General features: G+C 63.1%; 19 protein-coding genes. 8 read left to right on the top strand and 11 right to left on the bottom strand.

What is annotated here, in order from left to right; all coding sequences use genetic code 11:
• The first annotated feature begins 371 nt into the window (after nucleotides 1-371).
• From IFT82_RS18245 to IFT82_RS18270, 6 genes are all read left to right on the top strand, one after another.
• The gene (locus IFT82_RS18245) at nucleotides 372-599 is read left to right on the top strand and encodes a hypothetical protein (protein WP_207105833.1); all 228 of its coding nucleotides are present in this window, start codon (nucleotides 372-374) and stop codon (nucleotides 597-599) included.
• A 59-nt stretch (nucleotides 600-658) separates the two neighbouring features.
• Nucleotides 659-4,036, top strand: coding sequence for an Eco57I restriction-modification methylase domain-containing protein (locus tag IFT82_RS18250; RefSeq protein WP_192129556.1), 3,378 nt, complete (start codon nucleotides 659-661; stop codon nucleotides 4,034-4,036).
• Nucleotides 4,037-4,040: 4 nt separating this feature from the next.
• Entirely contained in the window at nucleotides 4,041-4,769 is a 729-nt protein-coding gene (locus IFT82_RS18255; protein WP_192129558.1) for a hypothetical protein, read from the top strand.
• 485 nt (nucleotides 4,770-5,254) lie between these two features.
• On the top strand, nucleotides 5,255-5,947 hold the full coding sequence (locus tag IFT82_RS18260; protein ID WP_192129560.1) for a hypothetical protein: 693 nt from the start codon (nucleotides 5,255-5,257) through the stop codon (nucleotides 5,945-5,947).
• Between the two features lie 733 nt (nucleotides 5,948-6,680).
• The gene (locus IFT82_RS18265; protein WP_192129562.1) at nucleotides 6,681-8,555 is read left to right on the top strand and encodes a methyl-accepting chemotaxis protein; all 1,875 of its coding nucleotides are present in this window, start codon (nucleotides 6,681-6,683) and stop codon (nucleotides 8,553-8,555) included.
• 114 nt (nucleotides 8,556-8,669) lie between these two features.
• Complete coding sequence (locus IFT82_RS18270; RefSeq protein WP_192129564.1) at nucleotides 8,670-9,182, top strand: MucR family transcriptional regulator; 513 nt, start codon at nucleotides 8,670-8,672, stop codon at nucleotides 9,180-9,182.
• Between the two features lie 325 nt (nucleotides 9,183-9,507).
• Here IFT82_RS18270 and IFT82_RS21380 read toward each other — a convergent pair whose 3' ends face one another.
• The 7 genes from IFT82_RS21380 to IFT82_RS18305 all read right to left on the bottom strand — a co-directional run bounded on the left by IFT82_RS21380 (nucleotide 9,508) and on the right by IFT82_RS18305 (nucleotide 15,302).
• Nucleotides 9,508-10,662 (bottom strand): diguanylate cyclase, encoded by a 1,155-nt coding sequence (locus IFT82_RS21380; protein ID WP_342355156.1) that lies wholly within the window; start codon nucleotides 10,660-10,662, stop codon nucleotides 9,508-9,510.
• 569 nt (nucleotides 10,663-11,231) lie between these two features.
• Entirely contained in the window at nucleotides 11,232-11,525 is a 294-nt protein-coding gene (locus IFT82_RS18280) for a hypothetical protein (protein ID WP_192129565.1), read from the bottom strand.
• A gap of 878 nt (nucleotides 11,526-12,403) precedes the next feature.
• Nucleotides 12,404-13,120, bottom strand: a complete 717-nt coding sequence (locus IFT82_RS18285; protein WP_192129566.1) for a hypothetical protein — start codon at nucleotides 13,118-13,120, stop codon at nucleotides 12,404-12,406.
• 302 nt (nucleotides 13,121-13,422) lie between these two features.
• Nucleotides 13,423-13,644, bottom strand: coding sequence for a hypothetical protein (locus IFT82_RS18290; RefSeq protein ID WP_192129567.1), 222 nt, complete (start codon nucleotides 13,642-13,644; stop codon nucleotides 13,423-13,425).
• Nucleotides 13,644-13,907, bottom strand: a complete 264-nt coding sequence (locus tag IFT82_RS18295) for a hypothetical protein (protein ID WP_192129568.1) — start codon at nucleotides 13,905-13,907, stop codon at nucleotides 13,644-13,646. The genes IFT82_RS18290 and IFT82_RS18295 overlap by 1 nt, the downstream gene beginning before the upstream one ends.
• Nucleotides 13,908-14,136: 229 nt before the next feature.
• Complete coding sequence (locus tag IFT82_RS18300; protein ID WP_192129569.1) at nucleotides 14,137-14,703, bottom strand: hypothetical protein; 567 nt, start codon at nucleotides 14,701-14,703, stop codon at nucleotides 14,137-14,139.
• Nucleotides 14,700-15,302 (bottom strand): hypothetical protein, encoded by a 603-nt coding sequence (locus tag IFT82_RS18305; protein WP_192129570.1) that lies wholly within the window; start codon nucleotides 15,300-15,302, stop codon nucleotides 14,700-14,702. The genes IFT82_RS18300 and IFT82_RS18305 overlap by 4 nt, the downstream gene beginning before the upstream one ends.
• A gap of 195 nt (nucleotides 15,303-15,497) precedes the next feature.
• Between IFT82_RS18305 and IFT82_RS18310 the strand changes: the two genes are divergently transcribed.
• Both IFT82_RS18310 and IFT82_RS18315 read left to right on the top strand, forming a co-directional pair.
• Nucleotides 15,498-16,205 carry an XRE family transcriptional regulator gene (locus IFT82_RS18310; RefSeq protein ID WP_192129571.1) on the top strand — a complete coding sequence of 236 codons (708 nt, stop codon included), beginning with the start codon at nucleotides 15,498-15,500 and terminating at the stop codon, nucleotides 16,203-16,205.
• A gap of 144 nt (nucleotides 16,206-16,349) precedes the next feature.
• Nucleotides 16,350-16,646, top strand: a complete 297-nt coding sequence (locus IFT82_RS18315) for a hypothetical protein (protein WP_244646951.1) — start codon at nucleotides 16,350-16,352, stop codon at nucleotides 16,644-16,646.
• Between the two features lie 568 nt (nucleotides 16,647-17,214).
• Here IFT82_RS18315 and IFT82_RS18320 read toward each other — a convergent pair.
• The 4 genes from IFT82_RS18320 to IFT82_RS18335 all read right to left on the bottom strand — a co-directional run bounded on the left by IFT82_RS18320 (nucleotide 17,215) and on the right by IFT82_RS18335 (nucleotide 21,334).
• Complete coding sequence (locus IFT82_RS18320) at nucleotides 17,215-18,168, bottom strand: replication initiator protein A (RefSeq protein WP_192129572.1); 954 nt, start codon at nucleotides 18,166-18,168, stop codon at nucleotides 17,215-17,217.
• A 337-nt stretch (nucleotides 18,169-18,505) separates the two neighbouring features.
• Nucleotides 18,506-19,159 carry a ParA family protein gene (locus tag IFT82_RS18325; protein ID WP_192129573.1) on the bottom strand — a complete coding sequence of 218 codons (654 nt, stop codon included), beginning with the start codon at nucleotides 19,157-19,159 and terminating at the stop codon, nucleotides 18,506-18,508.
• Nucleotides 19,160-19,624: 465 nt separating this feature from the next.
• A complete protein-coding gene (locus IFT82_RS18330; RefSeq protein ID WP_342355157.1) occupies nucleotides 19,625-20,176 on the bottom strand; it encodes a M20/M25/M40 family metallo-hydrolase in 552 nt (183 codons plus the stop codon).
• Nucleotides 20,177-20,521: 345 nt separating this feature from the next.
• Nucleotides 20,522-21,334 (bottom strand): hypothetical protein, encoded by an 813-nt coding sequence (locus IFT82_RS18335; protein WP_192129574.1) that lies wholly within the window; start codon nucleotides 21,332-21,334, stop codon nucleotides 20,522-20,524.
• Nucleotides 21,335-21,791 lie beyond the last annotated feature (457 nt).

A 21,791-nucleotide genomic window follows, 5' to 3' on the forward strand; every position in this document is an offset into this window, starting at 1 on the left:
GCGCGATAAGCCTCCACCGCGAAGGGGTTGCACTCCGAAAAGCGGGGTGAGGCTGCTACAGCCTTGTGTGCCACAATCGAGCTGCCGTTTGTACCGCTGGCGCAGGGTGTGAAGTAGAGGCCCTGTCAGGCAGCTCACCCATTAGTTAAAGTCCGTAGTAGAACAACCCCTTCTGGCAAACAGCCAACGGGCTCTCCTATTATTCGAATATGCGGCGTACGCTTAGGCAGGACTATGCGAATCAATGGCCGCAACAGCCTTCAGGTGACCACGATCGACTGTGAGACCCGGCGGTATTGGCTAGCCGAGCAGACTATAAGACGCAATGCCGTAAGAGGGGATTTCATTCAGCACCATCTTGGTGCATTGCGGTGCTGCGCCACCGCGGAGACGAAAAAATGTCCGAAAAAGTTCGTTTCTCCGTAAGCCTCGATCCGATGACTAACGCGGCAGTCGAGCATCTGGCGCGACGCCACAAGCCTGAGCTGTCGAAAAGCTACATTGTCGAGTTCGCTCTCGTCCGCTTGCTCGACGCCATGGACGCTAAACAGCTCACGCTTCCACTCGTGCTGGACGCTGGTGCCGATGCGTCTCACTAACCGCACATCGGGTCGGCGGTCAGGGCGGGAGGTCCGTTCGCCCCGCGGGAGATGCCGCCATGCATAGCCCCGGCCGTGCGCTACTCGACGAGCTCTACGAGAGGTTCGGCGAACGCTCCGATGACCTGCTCGGCGCCGCGTCGCACCCGGAGGCGCTGGTTAAGTCCGGCGGGCCTATCGAGCGCTGGACCGACCTCGGCGACTGGTTGGGCCTCGCGGAAAGGCTGGGGGCTGAGAAAGTGCTCTTCGTCCGTGGTGATCCAGTCGCGGTATTCGCGGACGCGCGAACGGCGCCAGACGAAAGTTCGCTTGGAGAACTATACCGTCGTGCCTGGTGCATGGCGGAGCCAAGAAGGCTGTTCATTGCGCTGCCAGACGAGGTGCGCATTTACGATCTGAACCTGCCGCCCAAGCGCGGTGCACCTCCCTCGGATCCCTGGCGGGTGCTCTCAACCGCCGCCGACGTACTTGAGCTCACGCGCGAGGTCGACGAGTTCGGTTCGGGCCTCGAGGGCTTGATGCATGTCGGCGACACCGCTTCTGCACCCGCTCGCGCCGACCGACGGCTCATTGGCGACCTCCGCATCCTGCGGTCCCAGCTCGAGGGCACGGGACTGACGATGGCGGAGGCCCACGCTCTCATCGGCCGATCCATCCTCGTGCGCTACCTGGAGGATCGCGGAGTGCTGACGCGCGCCTATTTCGAACACGTGGCGGGGGACAGCGCAATATGGCGGCGGATTTTGGAGGCGGAGGGTGACACACCCGTCCTCGGTCCGCCAGGCAAGCAGCGATTCTACGACCGTGTGCTCCGCGACGCCGATTTTACAAGCGCCCTTTTCGATCGCCTCGCGAAAGACTTTAACGGCGACTTGTTTGCCCTCGGGCAGGCTCGAGGCAAGCGCTTCTCGGAATCAGCGCTGCTGCTGCTGCGGGCGTTCCTCCTCGGCGAGGTTGAGAGTGACCAGCAGCCTCTTTTCTTCTGGGCTTACGACTTCGAGGTGGTCCCTCTCGCCCTCATAAGTAGCATATACGAGCAGTTCTACCACGATGCGCTCAATCAGGACGCGGCCGACCGCGACCGCTCGAGCCACGATGCCAGACGGCCAAAGGGGGTGCCGGGTCGCCGCGGGCGCTCGGTCCGGCATGCCGGCGGGCCCGAGGAAGGCTGCGACGAACCCCAGGAGGGTACCGGTACCCACTACACGCCCGCTAACCTCGTCCACGATGTGCTTCGACGCACGCTGACCCCGGCGCGTCTCGCGCTCGAGCCGAAAATTCTCGACCCGGCATGCGGCTCGGGTATCTTTCTCGTGGAGGCGTTCAGGCGGGTCGTGCGGTACGAGGCGCAGCGGCTGCGACGCAGACTGGTTTCAACCGAGCTCCGCGGGATCCTCCAACGGCGGGTTTTCGGGATCGAGATCAACGCCGAGGCGGCGCGGGTGGCCGCGTTCAGTCTATATCTGGCGTTGCTGGATCAGCAGGAACCGCCCGACATCGCCTCGGGCGATCCGCTGCCCTACCTCCTCCACAGTGGCTTGCGCGACGAGGACCACTTCGGGATCCTCGTCGTCTCGGACGCTTTCGCGCCGACCGGCGAGGAGCGGCAGGTGCTGTCGGATCGGGTAAGCGCCAAGCCGAGCTACGCGGGGCGGGCTGGCGACCTCAAGCTGCTGTCCGGCTCGAACCCGCTGGACCTGCCCCTCGGCGGCTTCGACGTGGTCGTGGGCAATCCGCCTTGGCAGGAGGCCGCTGGCGAGACATCGCTCCCCCGCCTCTGGGCCGCGGCCTTCAAGCTACCGACCGGCGAGGGCTCCCTCTCCCAGCTGTTCATCCATCGGGCGATGACGCTTCTACGCGAGGGAGGGGCGTTCGGGCTCCTCGTCGGGATGAAGGTGTTCTGGAACGATCGCGACACAAGCAGGTTGTTCCGCGAGCACCTGCTGGCGCATGCGGCGCTCGGCCAAGTCGTGAACATGACTCACGTGCGCCGGGCCTTCTTCGCCAAGGCGGTCGCACCCTTCGCCTTCGTGCTGGCTGAGAAGCGACCATCCCGCCCGGAAGAGCGCGTCGTGTTCTGGAACGCTAGGCGGACCGGATCCGTCGAGCGGCTACGCACCATGTCTGCTGTCCCGCTCGAGCGGCGGGTCGTCGTCCAAGCCGAGCTGGCAAGCGCCGACTACCTTTGGAAAGTCTTCTGGTGGGGAGGGCACCACGACGCCGCCCTCGTATCTAGGTTGCGCCTAGAGCGGACGCTTGAGGAGGCGATCGGGGACTCCGACCCGCAGCCGCAATATGGTTGGCAACGCGGCGGGCGCGAGCCTTCGGGACGACTGGCCGTCCTGCCTGAGTTAAGTAACAGGAAGGTGCAGCCGTTCGGCCCCTTGCAGGACGACTGGTTCCTTCCGCCTCCGAAGGGGATCAAGCGCGATCCGGACCAGCGGATCTACGAGGGGCGTCGCCTCGTCATCACGCACGGGGTGCGGGAACCGCTCGGCCCCGTCGCGCGGCTCGAGGATCGCGCGTTCTCGTTCCGTCACAGCTTCTACTGCATCCCCTTGCGGCATGTCCCCGACGCTCACGCGAAATTGGCCCTCGGCGTCCTATGGTCCTCGCTCGGCCGCTACCTGCTCTTCATGACCGCGGGCAGCTGGGGCGGCTGGCACGACAAAGTGACGGCCCGCGACCTGCTCGGCATCCCTGTCCGGTTTGCCCCCTCGTGGGGCATGGGCCGCAGGGAGCACGAGAACGCGGCAACGCGCATCGAAAGGGCCGTAGACCTGCTACGGAGCCGACTGCCAGCTGCCCCGCGGAACCTCGATCTCTTTGACGAGCAAGCTGACCAATTCGGAAACGACCGCGAAAACGCCCTACGCACCCTGAACGACGCAGTCTTCGACCTGTTCGAGTTGTCGCCTGCCGAGCGCGACCTCGTCAGGGATTTCTGGGCCGAGGAGCACGACCTGTATTGGCGGGGGGCGGCGTCCACCGCGATCAAGCGCGTGCCGGTGTTCAGCGAGGTCGTGGGATCCGGCACCGCTCTCCTCGATGGGCCTATGCCAGACGAGCTGTGGGGCTACCTGCGCGCGTTCCTAGGCGCTTGGGAGGAACAGTTGCCCGAAGCGTTCGATCTAAGCTGGCGCATCGTCCCGTCGCCGGCTCGGGATGCGCTGGCGGCGGTCTTCGACCTCGTGGACTCAGGCGGGTCAGACGTGATCGCACCTGACGGCGACTGGGCCTCCATCGTGGCCCGTTGCGCCGATGCCCTCTCCAATCCGGTGTCCCCGGCCTTCCACGTCAGGCGCTTCGTGCGGGCGGTGGCGGGCAACGGCTTCATTGTCCTTAAGGATAACGCTCGCAGGCTATGGACGGCCAGTGCGGCGCGACAGGATGCGGAGGCGCTGTTTGTTCAGTTGGCCTCGCGTCGGGCTGGCTGACCGAATGGCTGCGCTGGACGCGATCGCGACCGGCCTGTGGCCAGCCTACGTGGACCGCGTGAAGGAGGTGATCCGGGCGGGCTTGGAAAGGCTGGCGGGGGACGCGGGGGATGGAAGCCTGGCAACAGAAAATGAGAACGACCTCAACCGCGAGCTGTTCTTCAGAATGAGGCGCGTAGCCACCGAGCGCCACAGAGAGCTACTCTCACTCCTGCCACGTCCCGCCCTTAGCCGAGAGCACACTTGGAACCTGGTCGCCGCCTACGAGGCGAACAGCCAGCCAAGCCCCGACGATCCCGAGAGGACACCCCGTGAGAACAAACGTCCTGACTTCCAGTGGAGCTTTCAGGACGACCAAGCGGTCGATCTCGACCGGTCGACGCGAACCTACGTCGTCGAATGCAAGCGGCTCGGCACGGCAAAGGGACGCTGGATTTTCAACGGTAACTACGTCGCACACGGGGTGCGTCGCTATGTTGACGGGACGCATCTCTACGGCAAGGACGACATTGGCGGGGCGATGATCGGCTACGTCCAGTCGATGGATGTGTCGACGATCTCGATCGAGGTGGGCAAAGCCCTCGCCGGTGCCGAGCTCCCGCCGCTGTCCACACCCTCTCTTCAGCCCGGCTCGCCAGTGGTCCACGTAGCCGAGCACGAGCTAAAGCGCCTAGGCGCCGCGTCGCCGTTCACCCTGGGGCACTTCTGGGTGGACTTGCGCAAGCCGACTTGAAGCCCGGCGCGTGCCGCGGCGCGTCTGGTTTCGCCAGCCGCGTCTCCGGCCGCCTCCAGCTTCGGACCCCCATAGTCACGAGCATATTCTGACGCGAACCGAGGACCAGCGCCTGCGTGAACAAATGACCGCTTCCGGACAGCGAGCATACCGGCCGGATGACCGCGCGGCTATTTCGCTCATTACAGATCATTCGAATCTCGCTCGCAGCTCCAGAAAGCCTTTTCTCCTTCATAAAAGGAAACCGACCCGTCGAAATTTCTCTACGCGAGGCTAGACGACCTGTTGACCATCATGGCTCGCTGACGAATTGTTCTTAGCGGTGGCCACATTTATAGATGTGCCATGTACCGATCTAATTCCGACATCGTCCGGTTCCACCGGCACACTCTTTCCTCGTCAGGGCAGGTATGACGCCTAGGGAGGCAGCCATACTGGCCGACTTCCGTCGCGAAGGCGAGTGTCCCGTCGACTGGACAGCAGAAATGGCCATGTCGGCCGGTTCGGGTCGGGCACGCATCATCTTGGATCTAGAGTGGGTCCGGGTCGTGGAAAGCTGGGCCTTCGAGCGTAGAGAGGCCACGCTCGTCGAGGAAGTGCAACTGTTCGACGGACCCATGCTGGGCAACTTTGACGAACTGGTTCCTGCAACTGGAAATCTCAAGCTCCGTCGGAGCCGCGCCGTAACCGACTACCTCGCTCGGTTCGGGCGCTTTGCCGGCCTCACGTTCAACAGTCCGTCGCAGCATAACGCGGGCAAGCATCTTCGCCCTGGGAAGCGACTTGAGGAGATGGTAGCGGCGACCACCGGCGGCGCGGCGGCCCTGTTCCTGCATGACCACTCCGCCGACGAGCTGCGATCAGCGTTCTGGATGTGGATCGACTTCGCGTTCGGCCTTAATACTGAAGCGAGCTTCGCAAAGCCGGACGAGGAGAACTTCGCCATGGAGGGCGCCGGACCTTTCTGGCGGTCGTTCCTGACCGCGAACTCGAGCCGATTCGCGTTGAAGTCGATGGCCGCCATCGGTGCTTCCGAGGGCGAGGCAACGGACTGTGTCTGCTTCGACGTATCGTTCGGCGCACGCACGGTGCATGCCTTCCCGGTCACCGAAAGGAAGGCACTGGCCATCAACCCTCCCGGCTTTCCTCTTCTCGGCGTCGAGTTCGGGCGGCAATGACGAACTTCCCTGTAGAGCTCCCCCCGCGAGAGGTGGCTTGGCGCGCGTGAAGGTGACGATCGGAAGGCTGTCAACGACTATTCTGACCTGTTCAAGACGCGCAGCGCGTTTTATGCATAAGCGTTCGCTCTAGAGTTAGTGCCGGGTAAAGATCGCAGACTGGCGCTGCGCGTTACCGTGGCGTTGATCAATGTCGCCATATGACTTGCGAGCCAGATGGCGTGCGCCGATTATTTGAACGGCCTCGCCTGATCCACGATAGGCCGGCCCGGCAACTAGCTTGAACCGACGGCCGCTTACGGGAGCGACAATCACATCGCTGAATATCAGGGATTTGGCGCACAGCTGCCGTCGCGAGTTTGATGGAACAAACGGCAGTTATGCCATCTAGAGGTCCGAAAGCGGACAGACCGTAATCCATCAATTATGAAATGCCATAGTGTCAAAACCGAGGGGTTGTGCCCTTTATGGGCAGTATCAATCGATGCGTCGCAGCAGCCTGATGGCAGGAACGCCACCTCGATGAGAAAGTAGAATATCAATCCGGATAGAGCATAGGATTGTTGGCTCTGCCCGGAATCACTCATTAAATTATCGTCATTATCAGCTTGTAAACCCAATTCGGGTCTTTCCCGTCTCGAACGACAATGTGTGACCGGGTTGCCGACAGGCCGGCCTGATCAGGTGAGGTAGTCAATCCTGCTGCCTCAGCCCATTGGGCGAAGAGGCTGGCATGACTGTTTTCAACAACCTGAAAATCTCACAGAAGATTATCACGCTGCTACTGTTGCTGGGTGGGATTACACTCGCGATTGCATGGACCGGATCGCATCGACTGTCAGAGACAAGTGGCGGCTATGAAGAACTGGTTGCCGTTAAATTACCCAACAATACCAACTTTGTACGGGTGAACCGCAGCCTGACCGCGATGCTGTATGCCTCCTATCAGGTGCTGGTGTATGACGGTGCCAGTATGCAGGCACGCAAGGCCGCCGAGCAGGAGAGCGCCTCATACGACAAGGCGGTATCGCGGCTTCAGGAGATTACGAATCTGGAGCCGGCCACAAGTGACGTGGTGGCCAAACTGCGTGCCGGCATCGATGATGTTCATGCCCGGACCAGTGCGGCAGTGAAACTTGGCCTGCGCAACGATGAAGCCGGGGCCCGGCGTCTGCTGGCCGAAGCCGACGAGCGGGCAGATATCCTGATCGAGGAAAACGTCCGGCTTCAGGATCAACGGATAGCGGCATCACGGAAGGTTTCGGACAGCCTGGTCGCTGCGGCCGCATCGACCTCGACGTTCATGCTCGTCATCGGCATCGTCGGCGTCATCGCCGGTATCGCCATCGCGCTGGCGATGAGCAAGGTCAGCATTATTCGCCCGCTTGATCGTCTGCGTGGCCAGATGGGTGACATTGCCGGCGGCAATTACCGTCAGGACGTGTCGGGCATGGATCGCCGTGACGAAGTCGGCGAGATGGCCAGGGCAGTGCAGGTATTCCGCGAGAACGGCATCGCCAAGGAGGCTGCCGATACGGCCAAGGCGCAAGCCAATGCTGAGCAGAAGATGGTGGTGGATACCGTGTCGGGTCATCTGTCCAGCCTGTCGGCAGGTGACCTGACGGCAGCCATTCACGTCGACTTCCCACCCGAATACGGGGTGCTCAAGTCGAACTTCAACGACGCCCTGACCAATCTGCATGAGCTGATCGGCGCGGTATCGGAAAGCGCGATCGCGATCCGCACCGGCTCTCATGAGATTGCCCAGGCATCGGAGGATCTGGCCCGCCGCACCGAAAGCAATGCCGCTTCGCTGGAGGAGACCGCGGCGTCGGTCACCCAGATGGATGGCCGGCTGCGGGCTACAGCCGTATCGGCGACCCGGACAGTCGAGCGTGCCGACCAGGCGATCAGCACGGTCAGTGGCGGTCGCGCCGTGGCTGATCAGGCGGTGCAGGCGATGGGCCGGGTGTCGGACAGCGCCAAGGGCATCGACAGCGTCATCGAAGGCCTCGACAAGATAGCCTTCCAGACGCGGGTGCTGGCGATGAACGCCGCGGTCGAGGCGGGTCGGGCGGGCGATGCCGGGCGTGGCTTCGCTGTAGTGGCCGACCTGGTGTCGGCCCTGGCGATGCGCGCCGAGGAAGAGGCCAAGCGCGCCCGCGACCAGCTGACCGTAACGCAGACCGATATCGTCACTGCAGTCGAAGCGGTGACGAAGGTTGATGGTGCACTGGCGGCGATCTCTGGTGACGTGGGTCAGGTCCATGAACTGCTGGCGACGATGGCGGCGGACAACCAGGCACAGTCGGCAGCAATCACGGAGATTTCGGTAGCGATCGGGACGATGGACCAGTCGACCCAGCAGAACGCCGCGATGGTCGAAGAGACTTCGGCCGCTGCGCGCAACCTCGCTGGCGAGGTCGGTAGCCTTGCCGAGCAGGCGAGCCGGTTCAGGGTCGGCGAGAATACCGCTACCGTCCGTCCCACCTCGACGAACAGGGCAAACTTCATCAAGCCGGCTGCCTATGCTTCGCCGGTCAGGCCACTGCCTGCCGCAGCCATTTCCGCCCTGACCAAAAGCAACGACGACTGGACGTCTTTCTAAATCCGGTAATTGATGCGCTAGCTACAATTGACATGGATCAAGCTTAACTTATGTGAGTTTAAGCCGCCTGCATTACCAAACGCATCGGATCGACTGCACCAGATCAGGATGATCATGACCACCGAAACCAACACCATCGAGCTTGCCACCGAACTCACCATTGCGTGGTTGAGCAATCCCAATACCCGTACCTCCGCGGACGATGTGCCGGCATTCCTGCAGTCGATGCATCTCGCCGTCGAGAAGCTCAGCGGATCCGCAGGCGAGGCACCTGCTGAAGAAGCTCCGACGGAATATACGCCGGCAGTGAGCGTGCGGAAGTCGCTGGCCAGCAAGGACCACATCATCAGCCTGATCGACGGCAAGCCCTACCGGACGCTGCGCCGCCATCTGACCAGCAATGGCCTGACGCCGGAGGATTATCGCGCCCGCTACAATCTGAAGGCGGACTATCCGATGGTCGCGGAGTCCTACAGCGAAGCGCGTCGCACGATGGCCAAGTCGATCGGCCTGGGCCGCAAGCCCGCACAGAAGGCGGAAGCTGAAGCAACGGCCGCGCCCAAGGCCAAGCGCGGCGGCAAGGCCGCGCTCGCTGCCGCCAAGGAGACGCTCGGCACCGCCGAGTGAGACGCGTCCGGGGGTGGTGATGCCACCCCCGGGTCAATGCCCATCAGCGCGGTGCCGATAGCCCGCAATGGCGGTCATCCCATGCATGACGGCGCGGTGATCGGCCCCGTTCATATGTCTGTTCGGCATTGTCCGTTGGCGCAGCTGGCGATCATACGGCTATCGGGGCTCACGTTCACCCGCCGGCCGATCCCCCCATCCCCGGCAGGCAGTCATCGCAGCATTGCTGAGGTGGTGGTGAGCAGGTGGTCGCGCCCTTCGCTCCCTGGGCGCGGCCACCCCTGACCAATGCAGGTTGGCAAAAGGCGGACGGCCTCTCAGCCGCTCAGTGTGCGAGCGCAGCGCTGGCACCGGATGCCAGCACGATCGACGGTATCGCCTGCCGGCCCCGTTTGCGCTCCAGCTTGCGAGCACGCAGCGCCGTGTCGGCCTCGCTCAGCAACAGGTCGAGATTGATCATCCCCCTGACCGGTCGGCTACAGCCGACGCTGACACCAATCGACAAGGTGAGCCCGTCGATCCGGAAAGGAACGCCCAGCACCTCTTCGATGTGCCGGGCGCGTTCGGCGACATCGCCAGGCGCAGCGATGCCGGTCTGAACCAGGACGAATTCGTCACCGCCCAACCGGACCACTATGTCGTCAGGGGATGCCTCGGTGCGCAACCTAGTCGCAACCGCCCGCAGCAGTTCGTCACCGGCCAGATGACCAAGTTGGTCGTTGACCAGCTTGAAGTCGTCGAGATCCATGTAATGAACGGCAACTGGCAGGGCGGCCGTATCGCCTCTGGTCATCACCGTGGCGGCCTCGCTGAGCGCCAGCCGGTTTGCAAGCCCGGTCAGCGGGTCACGCCGGGCCAGTGCGGCATGAGCCCGGCTCTGCGCCAATCGTGCCGCCTGGCTGGCGTAGCGACGGGACAGGCTACGCATGCCTCCTGCCAACAGCAGCACCAGGCACAGCGCCGATACCCGGTCCTCGGCGAGCGGGCCAAGGCTCACCACCAACGCCGGCGGCAACACCGACACCAGCAGGCTCGGCAAGGCGATACCCGGGCGTAGCGAAACGGTCGCCACCACCCCCGCGGCATAGCCAACGACGAGGATGCCAGTGGGCAGATGCATGAGCGGCAATGGCAGGGCGAGCACGCGGGCGGCCAGACAGCCAAAGACCACGGCAAAGGCGATGTAGGACGCTGCGAACCTGCGTTCGAGCCGGTACCAGGCCACCGCGGTCAGCCGACCTGCATCACACTGGTGCCGGCCAGCGAACAACACGGTCAGGCGGACCATGCTTATGACCGTTCCCAGCACCAGCAGGACGGCGACGATCCGGTCCCCGGAACGCAAGGCAGCCAAGCCGGCGACGAGGACGAACAACCCGGTCATGATGGTTGCCGGTATCCGGGTCTCGAACAGGCTGGCGACGAGCTCGGCGTGGTCCTCGTCCGGCTGCGGCTCGTTGAAATAATCGACAGGGTTCACGACCACGCCCTTTAGGATCAAACCGTAAAGGGTTTGTAGCCATCCCGGCTGACATAACAGTGCCGTAACGGCAAGCGAGAGCGCTCACCCGCTGCTGTGATACTGGACCACGTATCTACCCTTGCAAGGTGCAGTCATCGCCCGAGCCGTTACGTCTGGTCTGGCAGCGGCTGAGCTGCCGCAGGCGGCACGTGAGGCGGCCATCAGGCACTCGATCGAGGCGGCCAGCGGCGGCGCCCCCAAGCCAGCCCGTGCCCACGTTGCGACCCCGAATTACGCGATTATCCCCCCGCCTCGCCCGCGAGCTTCTTTGGTCGCTTTCGGTGCAGTAGCGGGGTGCTATCGCCCTGAGAGGAAAACTGCCCTGCAAGGGCAGGGAAAAGTCAGCGGTCACGGGTGCGTTTCGGTGCAGCTGGCGGGGTGTTTGCGGCGGGGGTGGTGAAACGCCGGATCGGCCCCGCAATCAGGTGGATTGAGCGTTTCACCACCCCACAGACCGTTCCTGTTTTCAAGAACGAAACGCGCTGCTTGGCTGATCCCGTACGGGTACATCCTGGGCGCGAACGGGCTCATTCAGTGTCGTGATGCAGGCCCATGCGACGATCGGTTTCGCGCACCAGCGTTTCGCGCATCTCGGGGTGGTCTTTGCGGATGATCGCATCCACCGCGATCTGGGTATATTCCATGATCCGACGCAGGCGCCGGTCGCTGGCGCTGAGCCGTTTCCCGCTTCCCAACCAGGCATCGATCGCGGTGCGGATGACATCGGCCGGGGACACACCGCGATGGCTGGCAATCGCCTCGACCTGCTCGAAGGCAGCCTCGTCGAGACGGATGGTATAGCGTTTGGAACGGGCCGGCATTGATACCTCCTGGTCAGGCTTCGCGGACGTCTGAAAACGGTGGTTTCACCATGGTATCCGCGCTCGCGTTGATCACGCCGAAAAGGCTATCAGCGACGAGATTGTCGGACAATGTCAGACAAAAATATCAGGCCGTACCAATGCTGTGACAGTGTCAGACAAAGTGTAACACGTTTGAACCGCTTTTGGACGTCCGCTAACTGATTGATATGTCTGGGAAACAGGCAAGCGGAGCTTGCGTTCGGTGTGCTTATTGAGCGTCGGATATCATTGGCGTGGGTTGGTCGTCGTTGCTTTGTCCGGCGTGAGCGGATCCTGTGCCGGTTTCCGCGCGGCAGCGGCCCGCCGTGAGGCGGCATTTGCAGACTGGTGACGGGTAGGCAATTCTTGCCGGGTAGTCATGGCGGTGGTGTCCAGAACCAGCCGGAAAACCCAGCCTCTCGGCGGGCCTGAACCTGCCTTTTCCGGGCGGCCACGGGAGCGGTTTTTGCCCCTCCCGACCGTTTCCCGGCCGGCCGCGTTTGGATGGCCCGAAAGTGCACCAGATCGCACCGGCCGGGCACCGGTTTTTATCGCAGCGCGGCCGAGGACCTGGGCCGGTNACCCCCGGGCGGGGCCCGGCAGACGGCGCCACAGCGCTCCGATCGACACGGTGATGGCCGATGCCGGCAGCGACACGGGAACGGGCCTGTACGGCCGCCCCAGGCAGGCCCTCGGGATAGCAGACAGCCCCCGCCCCCTGCTCTCATCGGAGAGCATCGCTGCGGCGCCAGCCGCAGCGTCCACCGCTGCCCGGGACGGTGCCGGTGATGATTATCGGAACGGTGCCGGGTCATGCCAGCATCGGACAGCGCACGCCGCAGGCGTTCCTTCTCATTCTAAACCTCTTCTGCCGGATTGTGACCGCATGGCAGACTCGCGCTCAGGTCACGCGCGGCGACGCCGGCGCCAAGCCGGGCGAGCACGGCGGCGAGCCCGGGATCGCTGACGATCACGCCGGGCAGTTCGTCGAGCGGCAGGCTGGCGAGCATCGCCTTGAGTTCGGCCTCGGTGGCCTCGGCATGACAGGCGGCATCGGCGGGCAGCGGGGGTACCCCGAGCAGGCGCTCGACCATCGCGGCCGCGGCGCGCGGCAGGCTGAACCAGTAGGCGTTGGGGATCTGTTTGACGCGCGGGCCGGAGCCGTCCTCGATCCCGGTCGGCTCGGTGCGGCGGATCCAGTTGAGGAAGCCGTGCTGGCGCAGGCGGGCAAGCGCCCTGACCACCGCATCGCGCGAGCGGCGCAGCGAGCGCATCAGGGTGTCGATCGAGGGCTCGCAGCGACCGCTGCGATAGTCGACGATGCGGTAGAGCTGGCGCAGCACCTCGAGGCCGATATGGCCGAGCGGCCCGTTGCGCCTGCCGGCCTGCTTGTGGGTGCGGTCGAAGCTCTCGGCCGCGCGCAATGTCGCACCGATGCGCTTGCGGTCGATCGGTCGCCACACCCGCTGCTCGCGCTCGCCGCGGTGATAGCTGTTGCGCCGCACCGGCTGGAAGGTGCGGGTAGCTTTCGGGGTGACGCCCTTCAGGACGTCACCGAGCGACCGCGCGGTCATGCCGTGCCCCGCATCGGATGGAGGATGAATACGGGTGGGCAGACCGCGGCGGATGGCGCCGCGGATATCGGAAAGGTATGCATAGCCAGGTCGGCCTCCAGGGGTGGAGCAGTCGATGGACACGCGGGTCCGTGTGGAGGAGCCGGGACGCTGCCTTCCATGCGGGCCCGCCACCGTCACCGGCTATCGGCCGGCACGGTCAGGGCATGACCGGACCACCGATCATGGCGGCCGCAGCGGTCGTGTTTTCACACACCGCCGGGGAGCGGATGCGACCAGCCCGGGCACCGGCGTGGCAGGCGTCACGCGGCCGCGCGCATGGCGTTGCTGGACACCGGCTCAGGGCGAAAGTCGCCGCACCACTGGTGGGCCATCATCGGCGGGAAGAGCTGGAAGCCATCGGCATGGCTGCCGATGACCGGGCCGGTCGGCGCGTAGCGCCGGCACATGCCATGCGCGTTGGGGAAGGCGGTGGTGGTACCGGCCGCGAAGAAGCGGCAACCGGCACAGGTCTCGGTCGCCATCAGTGCAGGGTGTGGCCGGCCAGCCCCGGCACCCGGATCGTCACCCCCGGCGCCGGCTCGGCCGCGCGGCGGGCATGGACCACGGGGTCGGCATGGGTGGCACGGGTTTCCTCGAGGGTGCGGCTATAGGCGCCGAGCCGTTCGACCTTGGCGGCCAGTGCCGCCTGCTGGGTGGCGCTGGGGGTGGGCGGCAGGCTGGCCATCATCGCGTCGAGCTCGGCCTCGAGGTTGCCGGCGATGACGGCGAGCGTCGCGCACATCACCTCGCAGCGGTCGCAGCCCCAGCTGCACGCCGGGTCGGCAAGGTAGACACGGGATGGGGAGACAGGGGGATGCGTGGCCATGGTCAGGGGTCCGGGGTCAGGAAAGGGCATTCCCGAAAGCAGGGATGCTTTCAGGCGCGCCGGTCAGGAATGGGAGCGGATGGAGCTGGCGGCGGCTAGGGCGGTCGCCCGCACCGGCCCGCCGGGCCGGGGTCAGTATCCGGGTCGGTCATGGCGCGGCTGCGGACGCCAGCAGCAGCCCGAACGGCATCACTGGCTGGGTGGTGGGTTCGGTAGCCTCCGGGGCCACCAGACGCGGCTGTACGGGCAGCAGCGTTGCCTCCAGCCCGGCCAGGATGCCGACGACACGGCCGACGATGCCATCCCGCAGGTAATCGAGCCCGGCGCCGGCGAACGGGCCATCGCACACCACCAGCCTGCCGGCCGCGGCACTTGCGAGCACCTCGTCGCGGCTGCGGGGCCGAGCATAGGGTCCGACGAACCAGCGCTCGCGGTCGGGGTCGCTGCGCAAAGCAGTGCCGAGCGAGATCTGCTGGATGCGCTGGCTCGGGCGCGCGGTGCCGCGACCGAAGCGGTAGAGGTAGAGCTCGCCGTCATCCAGCGCCCGGTCACCGGGGTCGACCACCGCGACATCGCCGGGACGGAGCAGCGGCGCACAGTCGCGGTCGGCGACGGTGAAGGCGGTGCAGCCGGCGGGCAATGTCTCAAACACCGCAACGGCGCGGTTGTCGACGGCGAACAGCGGCCGGGTGCGGCAGGGAGCGATATGGATCACGGGGCTTCCTCGACGATGAGCATGAGCCGGGCGCGCATCGCCGCGCCCAGCCGCAGGACTTCCTCCTGCTCGAGCAGGGCGAGCGCGGCCTCATCGCGGCTGACGACGCCGTCGGCAACCGCCAGGCAGATCGCGGTGGTGAGATCGCTCTGCTCGCGGGCTTGCGCTGCGAGCTGGACGAGGAGGTCCTGCCGGCAGGGCGGCATGACGGGATGGGCCACGAATGTACCTCCGGCGAGCAGGCAGAGCTCGGCAGTCACCAGCGGGGCGCCTGCGTACCGCTCGAGATCGTGAACGACATCGATGGGCACGAAGCACTCGGCGTCATCGGGGTTGCTCGAGGCGTAGCGCGCCAGCGTCGACTTGCTGACCCGGCAGCGGCTGGCGGCCAGCGCCAGGCCACCGGCGCGGCGGATGAGTTCGGCGGTGCGCAGCCGCAGCAGCTGGTTGCGCACCAGCGTGCCGACCGCGGTCCAGGCCGGGCCGGTGCCCGCCAGCCGGGAAAACGCGTGCGTCTTTCCCGGTGACGCCGGCAGCGGCGCTGGCTTAGCGACACCGGCATGCGATGCCCCTGCCCCACCATGACCCTGCAGGCTCACGCTGCTGCCGCCTCGGCCGGGGCAGCGCCGGTGTCTCCGAGATATGCCAGGGCGGCTGGGGAGAGAGTGGCACCTTTAGCTCGAACCGCATCAAGCACGGTCGGCCGCCACCAATGGGGAATAGGCCGCAGCCTCTTCCAGTCAGAAACGGTTTTGACGTTTCCTTTAATCGCTCTCGCGAGCTGAGTGGGGCTGTTGCCGAACACCGCAAAAATCTCGTCTACCGGAGCCATAGACCACGTAATATCCGGAAAACGGAAAATTGCGCAAGATGCTATTTTTCCGATGTTCGCGAATGAAGGCTTTGCCCTCTCCTGCGACAAAAGGCATATGTCCCAATCAGATTTTATCCGGCGGATGCGTGAAGCCATGAAGGCGCAAGGGGTCACTCAAGGCCAACTCGCTGAAGCGGCCGGCATCACCTCTCAGTCCGCCGTTTCCAACATCTTCAAGGGAACACGACGGATCCGGGTGGAGGAGAAGGCCGCATTTGAACGACGGCTTGGCCTATCAGATCAGGTAGAGGCGCACTGGTTGCCAGCGATCGATCTCAGCGCGGCTGCCGAATGGCAGGTTGCCGTTAAAACTCCTCGCAAATCCGTGCCTCTTGCCTCAGCAGGGCCTCACGCATTTGCGATCCTGGTGGAATCCCAAGAAGCAGGGCAGATTCTGCCAGATGGGGGTTGGATGGCGATCGATCCTGACCAGACATCGGTGTTTGTTGGGAAGCTCTATCTGGCGATCGGTCCTGGCGAACGCTGTATGCCGGTTCGCTACCTTTCGGATCCGGCCCGCCTGACGCCATTGGCCGAACCGTCCGAAAAACAGGCTTGGAAAATCGGACGCGATCATTTCACGATAATAGGCCGTGTCATTGCTTATGGCTGCGATCTCGCGCTTTAACATAGACTCCTGTTTTCTGAAAAACGGAATTTTCTTATTGATTGAGCAAGTCGGCTCCTAGTCGGACACGACCACTCGAGCAGAACCGGAAACCGAAACACCTATCCTGGGTTTAGCGGTTAGCGATGCACAGGAACCGACGTCATGAGCAGCAAGGCATATGGCGGATGGCTGACCGCGGGTTTCGACATGTGGCAACTGGGTGCGGAGGCTGGGGCGGTGATGGCACTGCGTATGGCCCGTATTGCCGCTGGAGGGCCTGCTGGAACGGCTGAGGCCCGGTTGATGGTATCGGAGAAGGTTCGGGCCGCCATCGAGCTCCAGACGCGCCTGATGACCGGTGGTCTTGGCCACACACCGCTATCGGGGACGCAAGCGACGCTGAAGCACTACCGAGGCAAGGTTGCCGCCAACAGCAAGCGGCTCAACCGCAAACGCTGATCCTCGACCTGCACGGTACGATTGCCGAGCCGCTCGACATTCTGCTCTGCGACGCTTCGGGATCCACTGGCTCATGTCGCTACAGGCACACACCGCCAATTTTCCGGCTTTAATGAAAGCCTGCGGCCTCTGGCCGCCTCGGTGACGGCGTTAGCCGGCACGGATCAAAGGCGCATTGGCCTTCAGGCCAATTCCACACGACTCTTCAATCCCACACTCTCGACACCTCACCCGCGTTAAAAGATTCTGTTAAATATGAATCGTTAAGAAGGTTAAGTCGTCCAAAAAGCCAAAATTTCTTTCACATATCAGACAGATACCTGAGGGCTTGGTGGGTGATACCCCGTGATTCGGTGGGTGATACCCCGACAATGAGGTGGGTGATACCCCGAAATAATGGTGGGTGATACCCCGAGTCTACCGATCCTGAAAAGCGGCTGATCATGCCGATTATCTACAGTATGCTGGTCCCTGCGGTCTTGGGTGCGGTGCTATGGGCAGCTGGAACGACTTTGCGCGGTGGGTGAAACCCCGATAGCTGAACCTCGGGTGGGTGAAACCCCGATAGTCAGCGGCGGCCAGCAAGATGGTCCATGCGCGCATCCACCTCCTCGGTACGTCGGCGATCGGCATCAAAACGGGCACGACGTTCCTCCTCCGCTCGCATTCGCTCGGCGAGCGCCAGCGTTTCGATCTCACCACGCCGTCGGAATTGTACAGCCGGACTCCTGTCGACCGTCTCAGCCATCTCCATTGCGTAGTCAGGGAGGTGGTCAGCCTCAATCACACGCCGAAGCATCCGGTTGAATTCCTTAGGCTGAGCATCGCTTCCAGTTTTGTCACGTAATACTTCTACCCGGCACAGCCACCCGCCCTGCTGTGCACCGACATGCTTGCGTGCGATGCGATACAATGCGCGCTCCAGCCCCCCGGACAGCAGAAAATAATCGGGGTGCATGGTCAGCAACGACTTCTCGTTGACGATTCCTTCGTAGACCCAGTCTGAAAGGGTCAACGTCATTCCGCGCGGCTGCTCGGTGTCCGCGTCGGTATCGAACGTCCAGCTGTCCAGCCAGTTGAAACCAGCCTTCTGGCGGCGCTTCGTTGCCCGGATCGAGGTCGTGATGGACGTTGTTTGAAGTCGAAGCAGCGCGGCTTGAAGCTCCTGATAATCTCGGCCCCCGGTACTGCGCTTAATCGCACGCAATAAGTCATAGGGCGTCGTCGTCAGCGTACGAGGCAAGTCGTTCAAGCCCTGCTGCTTCATGCGATTGAGGGTGGACGCCGCCCATATGAGAATATCGGCGTCCCATATTGTCGCCATGCCGTAATCGGGGATTGCCTGTACGCGCACCCACGCTTCGCCGTCCGGGCTCTTATACTCGATTGGCTTCAGCCGCTTGCGCTTTTGAAGCGAAAAGAATGGCCGCTCCATAACCTCTCGCTGATCGCGGAGCGGAAGATCACCTAGCGCCGGGATGAACAGGTCAAACTCGGGGTTGGAGTCGCGACGCTTGCTCATGGCGCGAACCTCGTGTGACCCCGCTTCACCAAATACTGGCGGAGCAGGCGTTCGGTGATTACGGTAAGGGGTTCCCCACCTTCCTCGACGCTGAGCTGACGCAGTGCGCGGTGCATATCCTCCGGAATGTGAATCAGCACCGCCTTTTTGCCGGGATGGCTGCTGCGGCGTGGCGCCACTGGAGCCGGCGTCGGTGCATCGGCCGCGCGACGCGCCCGTCGCGGTGCTTCCGCCGGTAATGACTCAGGAACTAGGTCGGCGACGGGAGCTGCTGCCGGGGTCGAATCTACGGGTTCGTCATCAAAGATGCTGGCGAGCGAGGAGGGCTTCCGGGCCATTATGCCACCTCGCTTACTAGCTTAGTCGTATAACCGCTTAGTAGCTTAGCCTCAGCGTATGCAGCGCGTAGTTCAGCCGCAGATTTGCTGTCCGGCTCCGTCTCGGCCGCAGTGCGCCCCAACGGCGTCGCCTTGTAGAAGTCCTTGCGGAAATGAAGACGGCTGTCGAACATCGTTACGCCCTTGGCGGTGAAGCCGGCATGAGCCTCCTGCCCTTCCCCGCCTTGGTGTGGAACTTGGGTCAGGATGACGGCGAAAGGAGTGCCGGCCTGCTGCACCTGCTTGACCGTCTGCAACACTGAATGAACGTCCAACCCGCGTGGCGCGACCGGGATGATAACGAAATCCGCCTGCTCGGCAGCAAGCATTGCGATGTCCTTGGAGTTAGCCGGTGTGTCGATAATGATGAGGTCAATCTTGCCGCTACTACGCCCGCGCGAAACGTGGAGAGGGAGGCCGGCGACGCTGCTGTCCTTCACCATCACGTCATCTTCGCCCCGGCGTTCCGACCAGTAGAGCGCCGATCCCTGCCGGTCGTCGGCATCAAGGATGACGACCGATGCCCCCTCATGAGCTGCCTCGACAGCGAACCCGGTAGAGAGGGTGGTCTTTGATTGACCGCCCTTCTGCGCGATAACGGCCCAAACCTGCATGACGGCTGCCCCTAATAAGCTATTTACCGACTTATATCGCTTAGTAGCTTATTCGTAAAGTCGAATGCCTACTTATCGGGACGTACGCTGTCCTTCTCACCATAATCGGACCACTCTTCACGCATCGCCCCATCGCAATCGAAACCACGTCGCTGGTAGCGCCGACATCCACCGGTGAGTGCCCGCCTACGCAAGCCGTCAATGTCCATTAGAGGTCAGACGCCGCTAAGTAGCTCGATCGGATTAACGCGGAGGTAGACGCGGTCCCAACAGAGGTGCCAATCTAAGCTACTAAGCTACTAAGCTACTAAGCTACTAAGCTACTAAGCTACTAAGCTTAATATTACCCGAGCAGGTATGATCGTCGCGTGTCCTCCAAGGGCACGTGCTCCCGTCACCCGGCGTTCGTCCGACCCGGCTTGAGGAGGTCAAGCACCGCTGCGGTCATCGCAGTGGCACCGGTCGTCACCACCGCGCGCGGGTGTAGAGCCCGTCACGCAGCATCGCCGCAGCACCGCCAACGCGTTCCTTGGCGGGCTGGACGACGAACACCACCGTGCCGGCCCAGCGATCCTTGAGTGCGGCGAGCCGGCGTGCGGTGGCGAGCAATCCGACGATATGGGTATCGTGCCCACAGGCGTGCATCACCGGGGCCTCGACGCCGACCTGGCGCGCCTTGCTCGCATTGGGCAACCCGGACTTCTCCTCGACCGGCAGCCCGTCCATGTCGGCACGCACCAGCACCACCGGCCCGGCGCCGTTGCGCAGCACGCCGACCACGCCGGTGCCGCCAACCTTCTCGGTGACCTGCATGCCCGCTACGGACCGCAGCGACGCCGCCATCCTGGCTGCCGTGCGCACCTCCTTGAACGAGAGTTCGGGGTTGCGGTGAAAGTCGTCCCACATAGCAACCAGCGTCTTGTCGTAGTCAGCGCGGATCGCGGCGGCATAGTCAGGTTCGGCAAGCGCCGGCGTAGCGAACAGTGACAACGCGGTCGCCGCAAGCAAGTAACGCATAAAAAAGATGTCCCTTTTCGCCAGCGTAGCGGCGCGCCCGCATGGCACAACGGCTAGAAAGGGGGCTGACCACGAGATGGCCGAAAACTTGCGGAAGGCATCAGCAATGCGTCGATTGGGATGATGTTTTGAATGACCGGGTTTGGGGGGAACGGACCGGCCTCTTTCGGGAAGGCGAGCTGCGACAGCTGACGGGCACAGCGCTGCCGCCTTTCCCACAAACGATAGTTGAGTGGAAACGGGTGCAGCGTCTCGAAACTCGTTGCCGGTGGAGGATGTGGGAAGCTCAGGTCGGGTCCAACGGTAATAGCTGGAGCCTCCTGCAAGGCCGCTATCAATCTGGTGCTAGTTAACTGCTGGGGCCGCCGTTGGCCCCGTCCCATTTGCCGGTACGGCTGCGGTCGTCTGAACTCCGAGTTCGTAAACCGCATCCCACCGTCTGTTGGCCGCTTTCAAATACGTGATGCCAAGCGGCGCTTGCCGAAGGTCACCATTATCATGTGGTCCACATCCGTCATCCTGGCAGTTCCATGCCTTGCCGCCATTACCGGCGACGTTGATCGTCACGGTTCGCTTACCTGGCATAAGCGCCCCTGCGGGCACGATGGTGCGGTCACCCAAGCTGATCGCTTGTCGCATAGCGTGAAGATTGCCGACGTAAGCTAAAATGATCGCATCCTTGGGGGCTGCTATCCTGGTCCAGGTCTGTGCCATCGACGCATTTCGTTCCTGCCCCTCTGGGGTGTTACGGCCGATATCGGACGCGATCACGCCGTCGATACGTCCTGCCTGCTTCAATGTGCGTAGTTGCTCAAACAGGCGCATAAAAGCAACGCTGCCCCTACCGTCTTGCAATTCCGATTTGAACAAGAACAGCTTCAAGAGCTTGGCCTGTTCAAGAGGTGATCCGTCAGAATTAAGGAACGCGTCGATGGCTGCTTGGTCGTCCGAGGTATATTCCAATGCAACGGTCACTGGACGGCCTGTTGTACTTCCTAAACAGACGAGGTTGGCAAAGGCGTCGGGCGACTCGTTCGTCCCGTGCATTTCGCCTACGATGACCCATCTGGTCTCTGGCTGCCATAAACGACTTGCACCGGGCACAGGAGCACAGCTTGGCGTAATCACGCTCCACAGCGCAGCAACAATGGCAATCATATTGCAGTTCTCCTCGACTACAGCGCTTTACAGGCCAAGGCGCTGGCGTCAGTTTCCGTCCGGATCAAGTAGCTTGCCGGCTACCTTGACGGCGATAGTGAGCGGATCACGGCCTTGGCCGTATCCATACTCAGCGGCTTCCTGTTTTGAACACCGTCGTTGACCTGCAAAGATACCGCAAGGGGCTGCTGGAGCGAGTGCAGCCATACCAGTCTGGACGTCGTCCCGCCCCCGTTCTGTACTGGAGCGCTCGACTGGTAGCGGCAACCTGTATCGATCCCGTCGAGCTCCGCAGACAACGATTTCCTCCGATGACGCGGTATCATCGCATCGAGCGATCACTGATAACTTGGGCGGTGCATGAGGCTTATCGATCCTCGACAGCTCAAATGCGGCTGGATCGGGCAGCGGCTGCGCCGCTTGGAGGGCCATGGTCAGCCACATCAGCATACCTGAC

It is taken from the genome of Sphingomonas sp. CFBP 8760, assembly GCF_014841615.1.
Lineage (GTDB): Bacteria > Pseudomonadota > Alphaproteobacteria > Sphingomonadales > Sphingomonadaceae > Sphingomonas.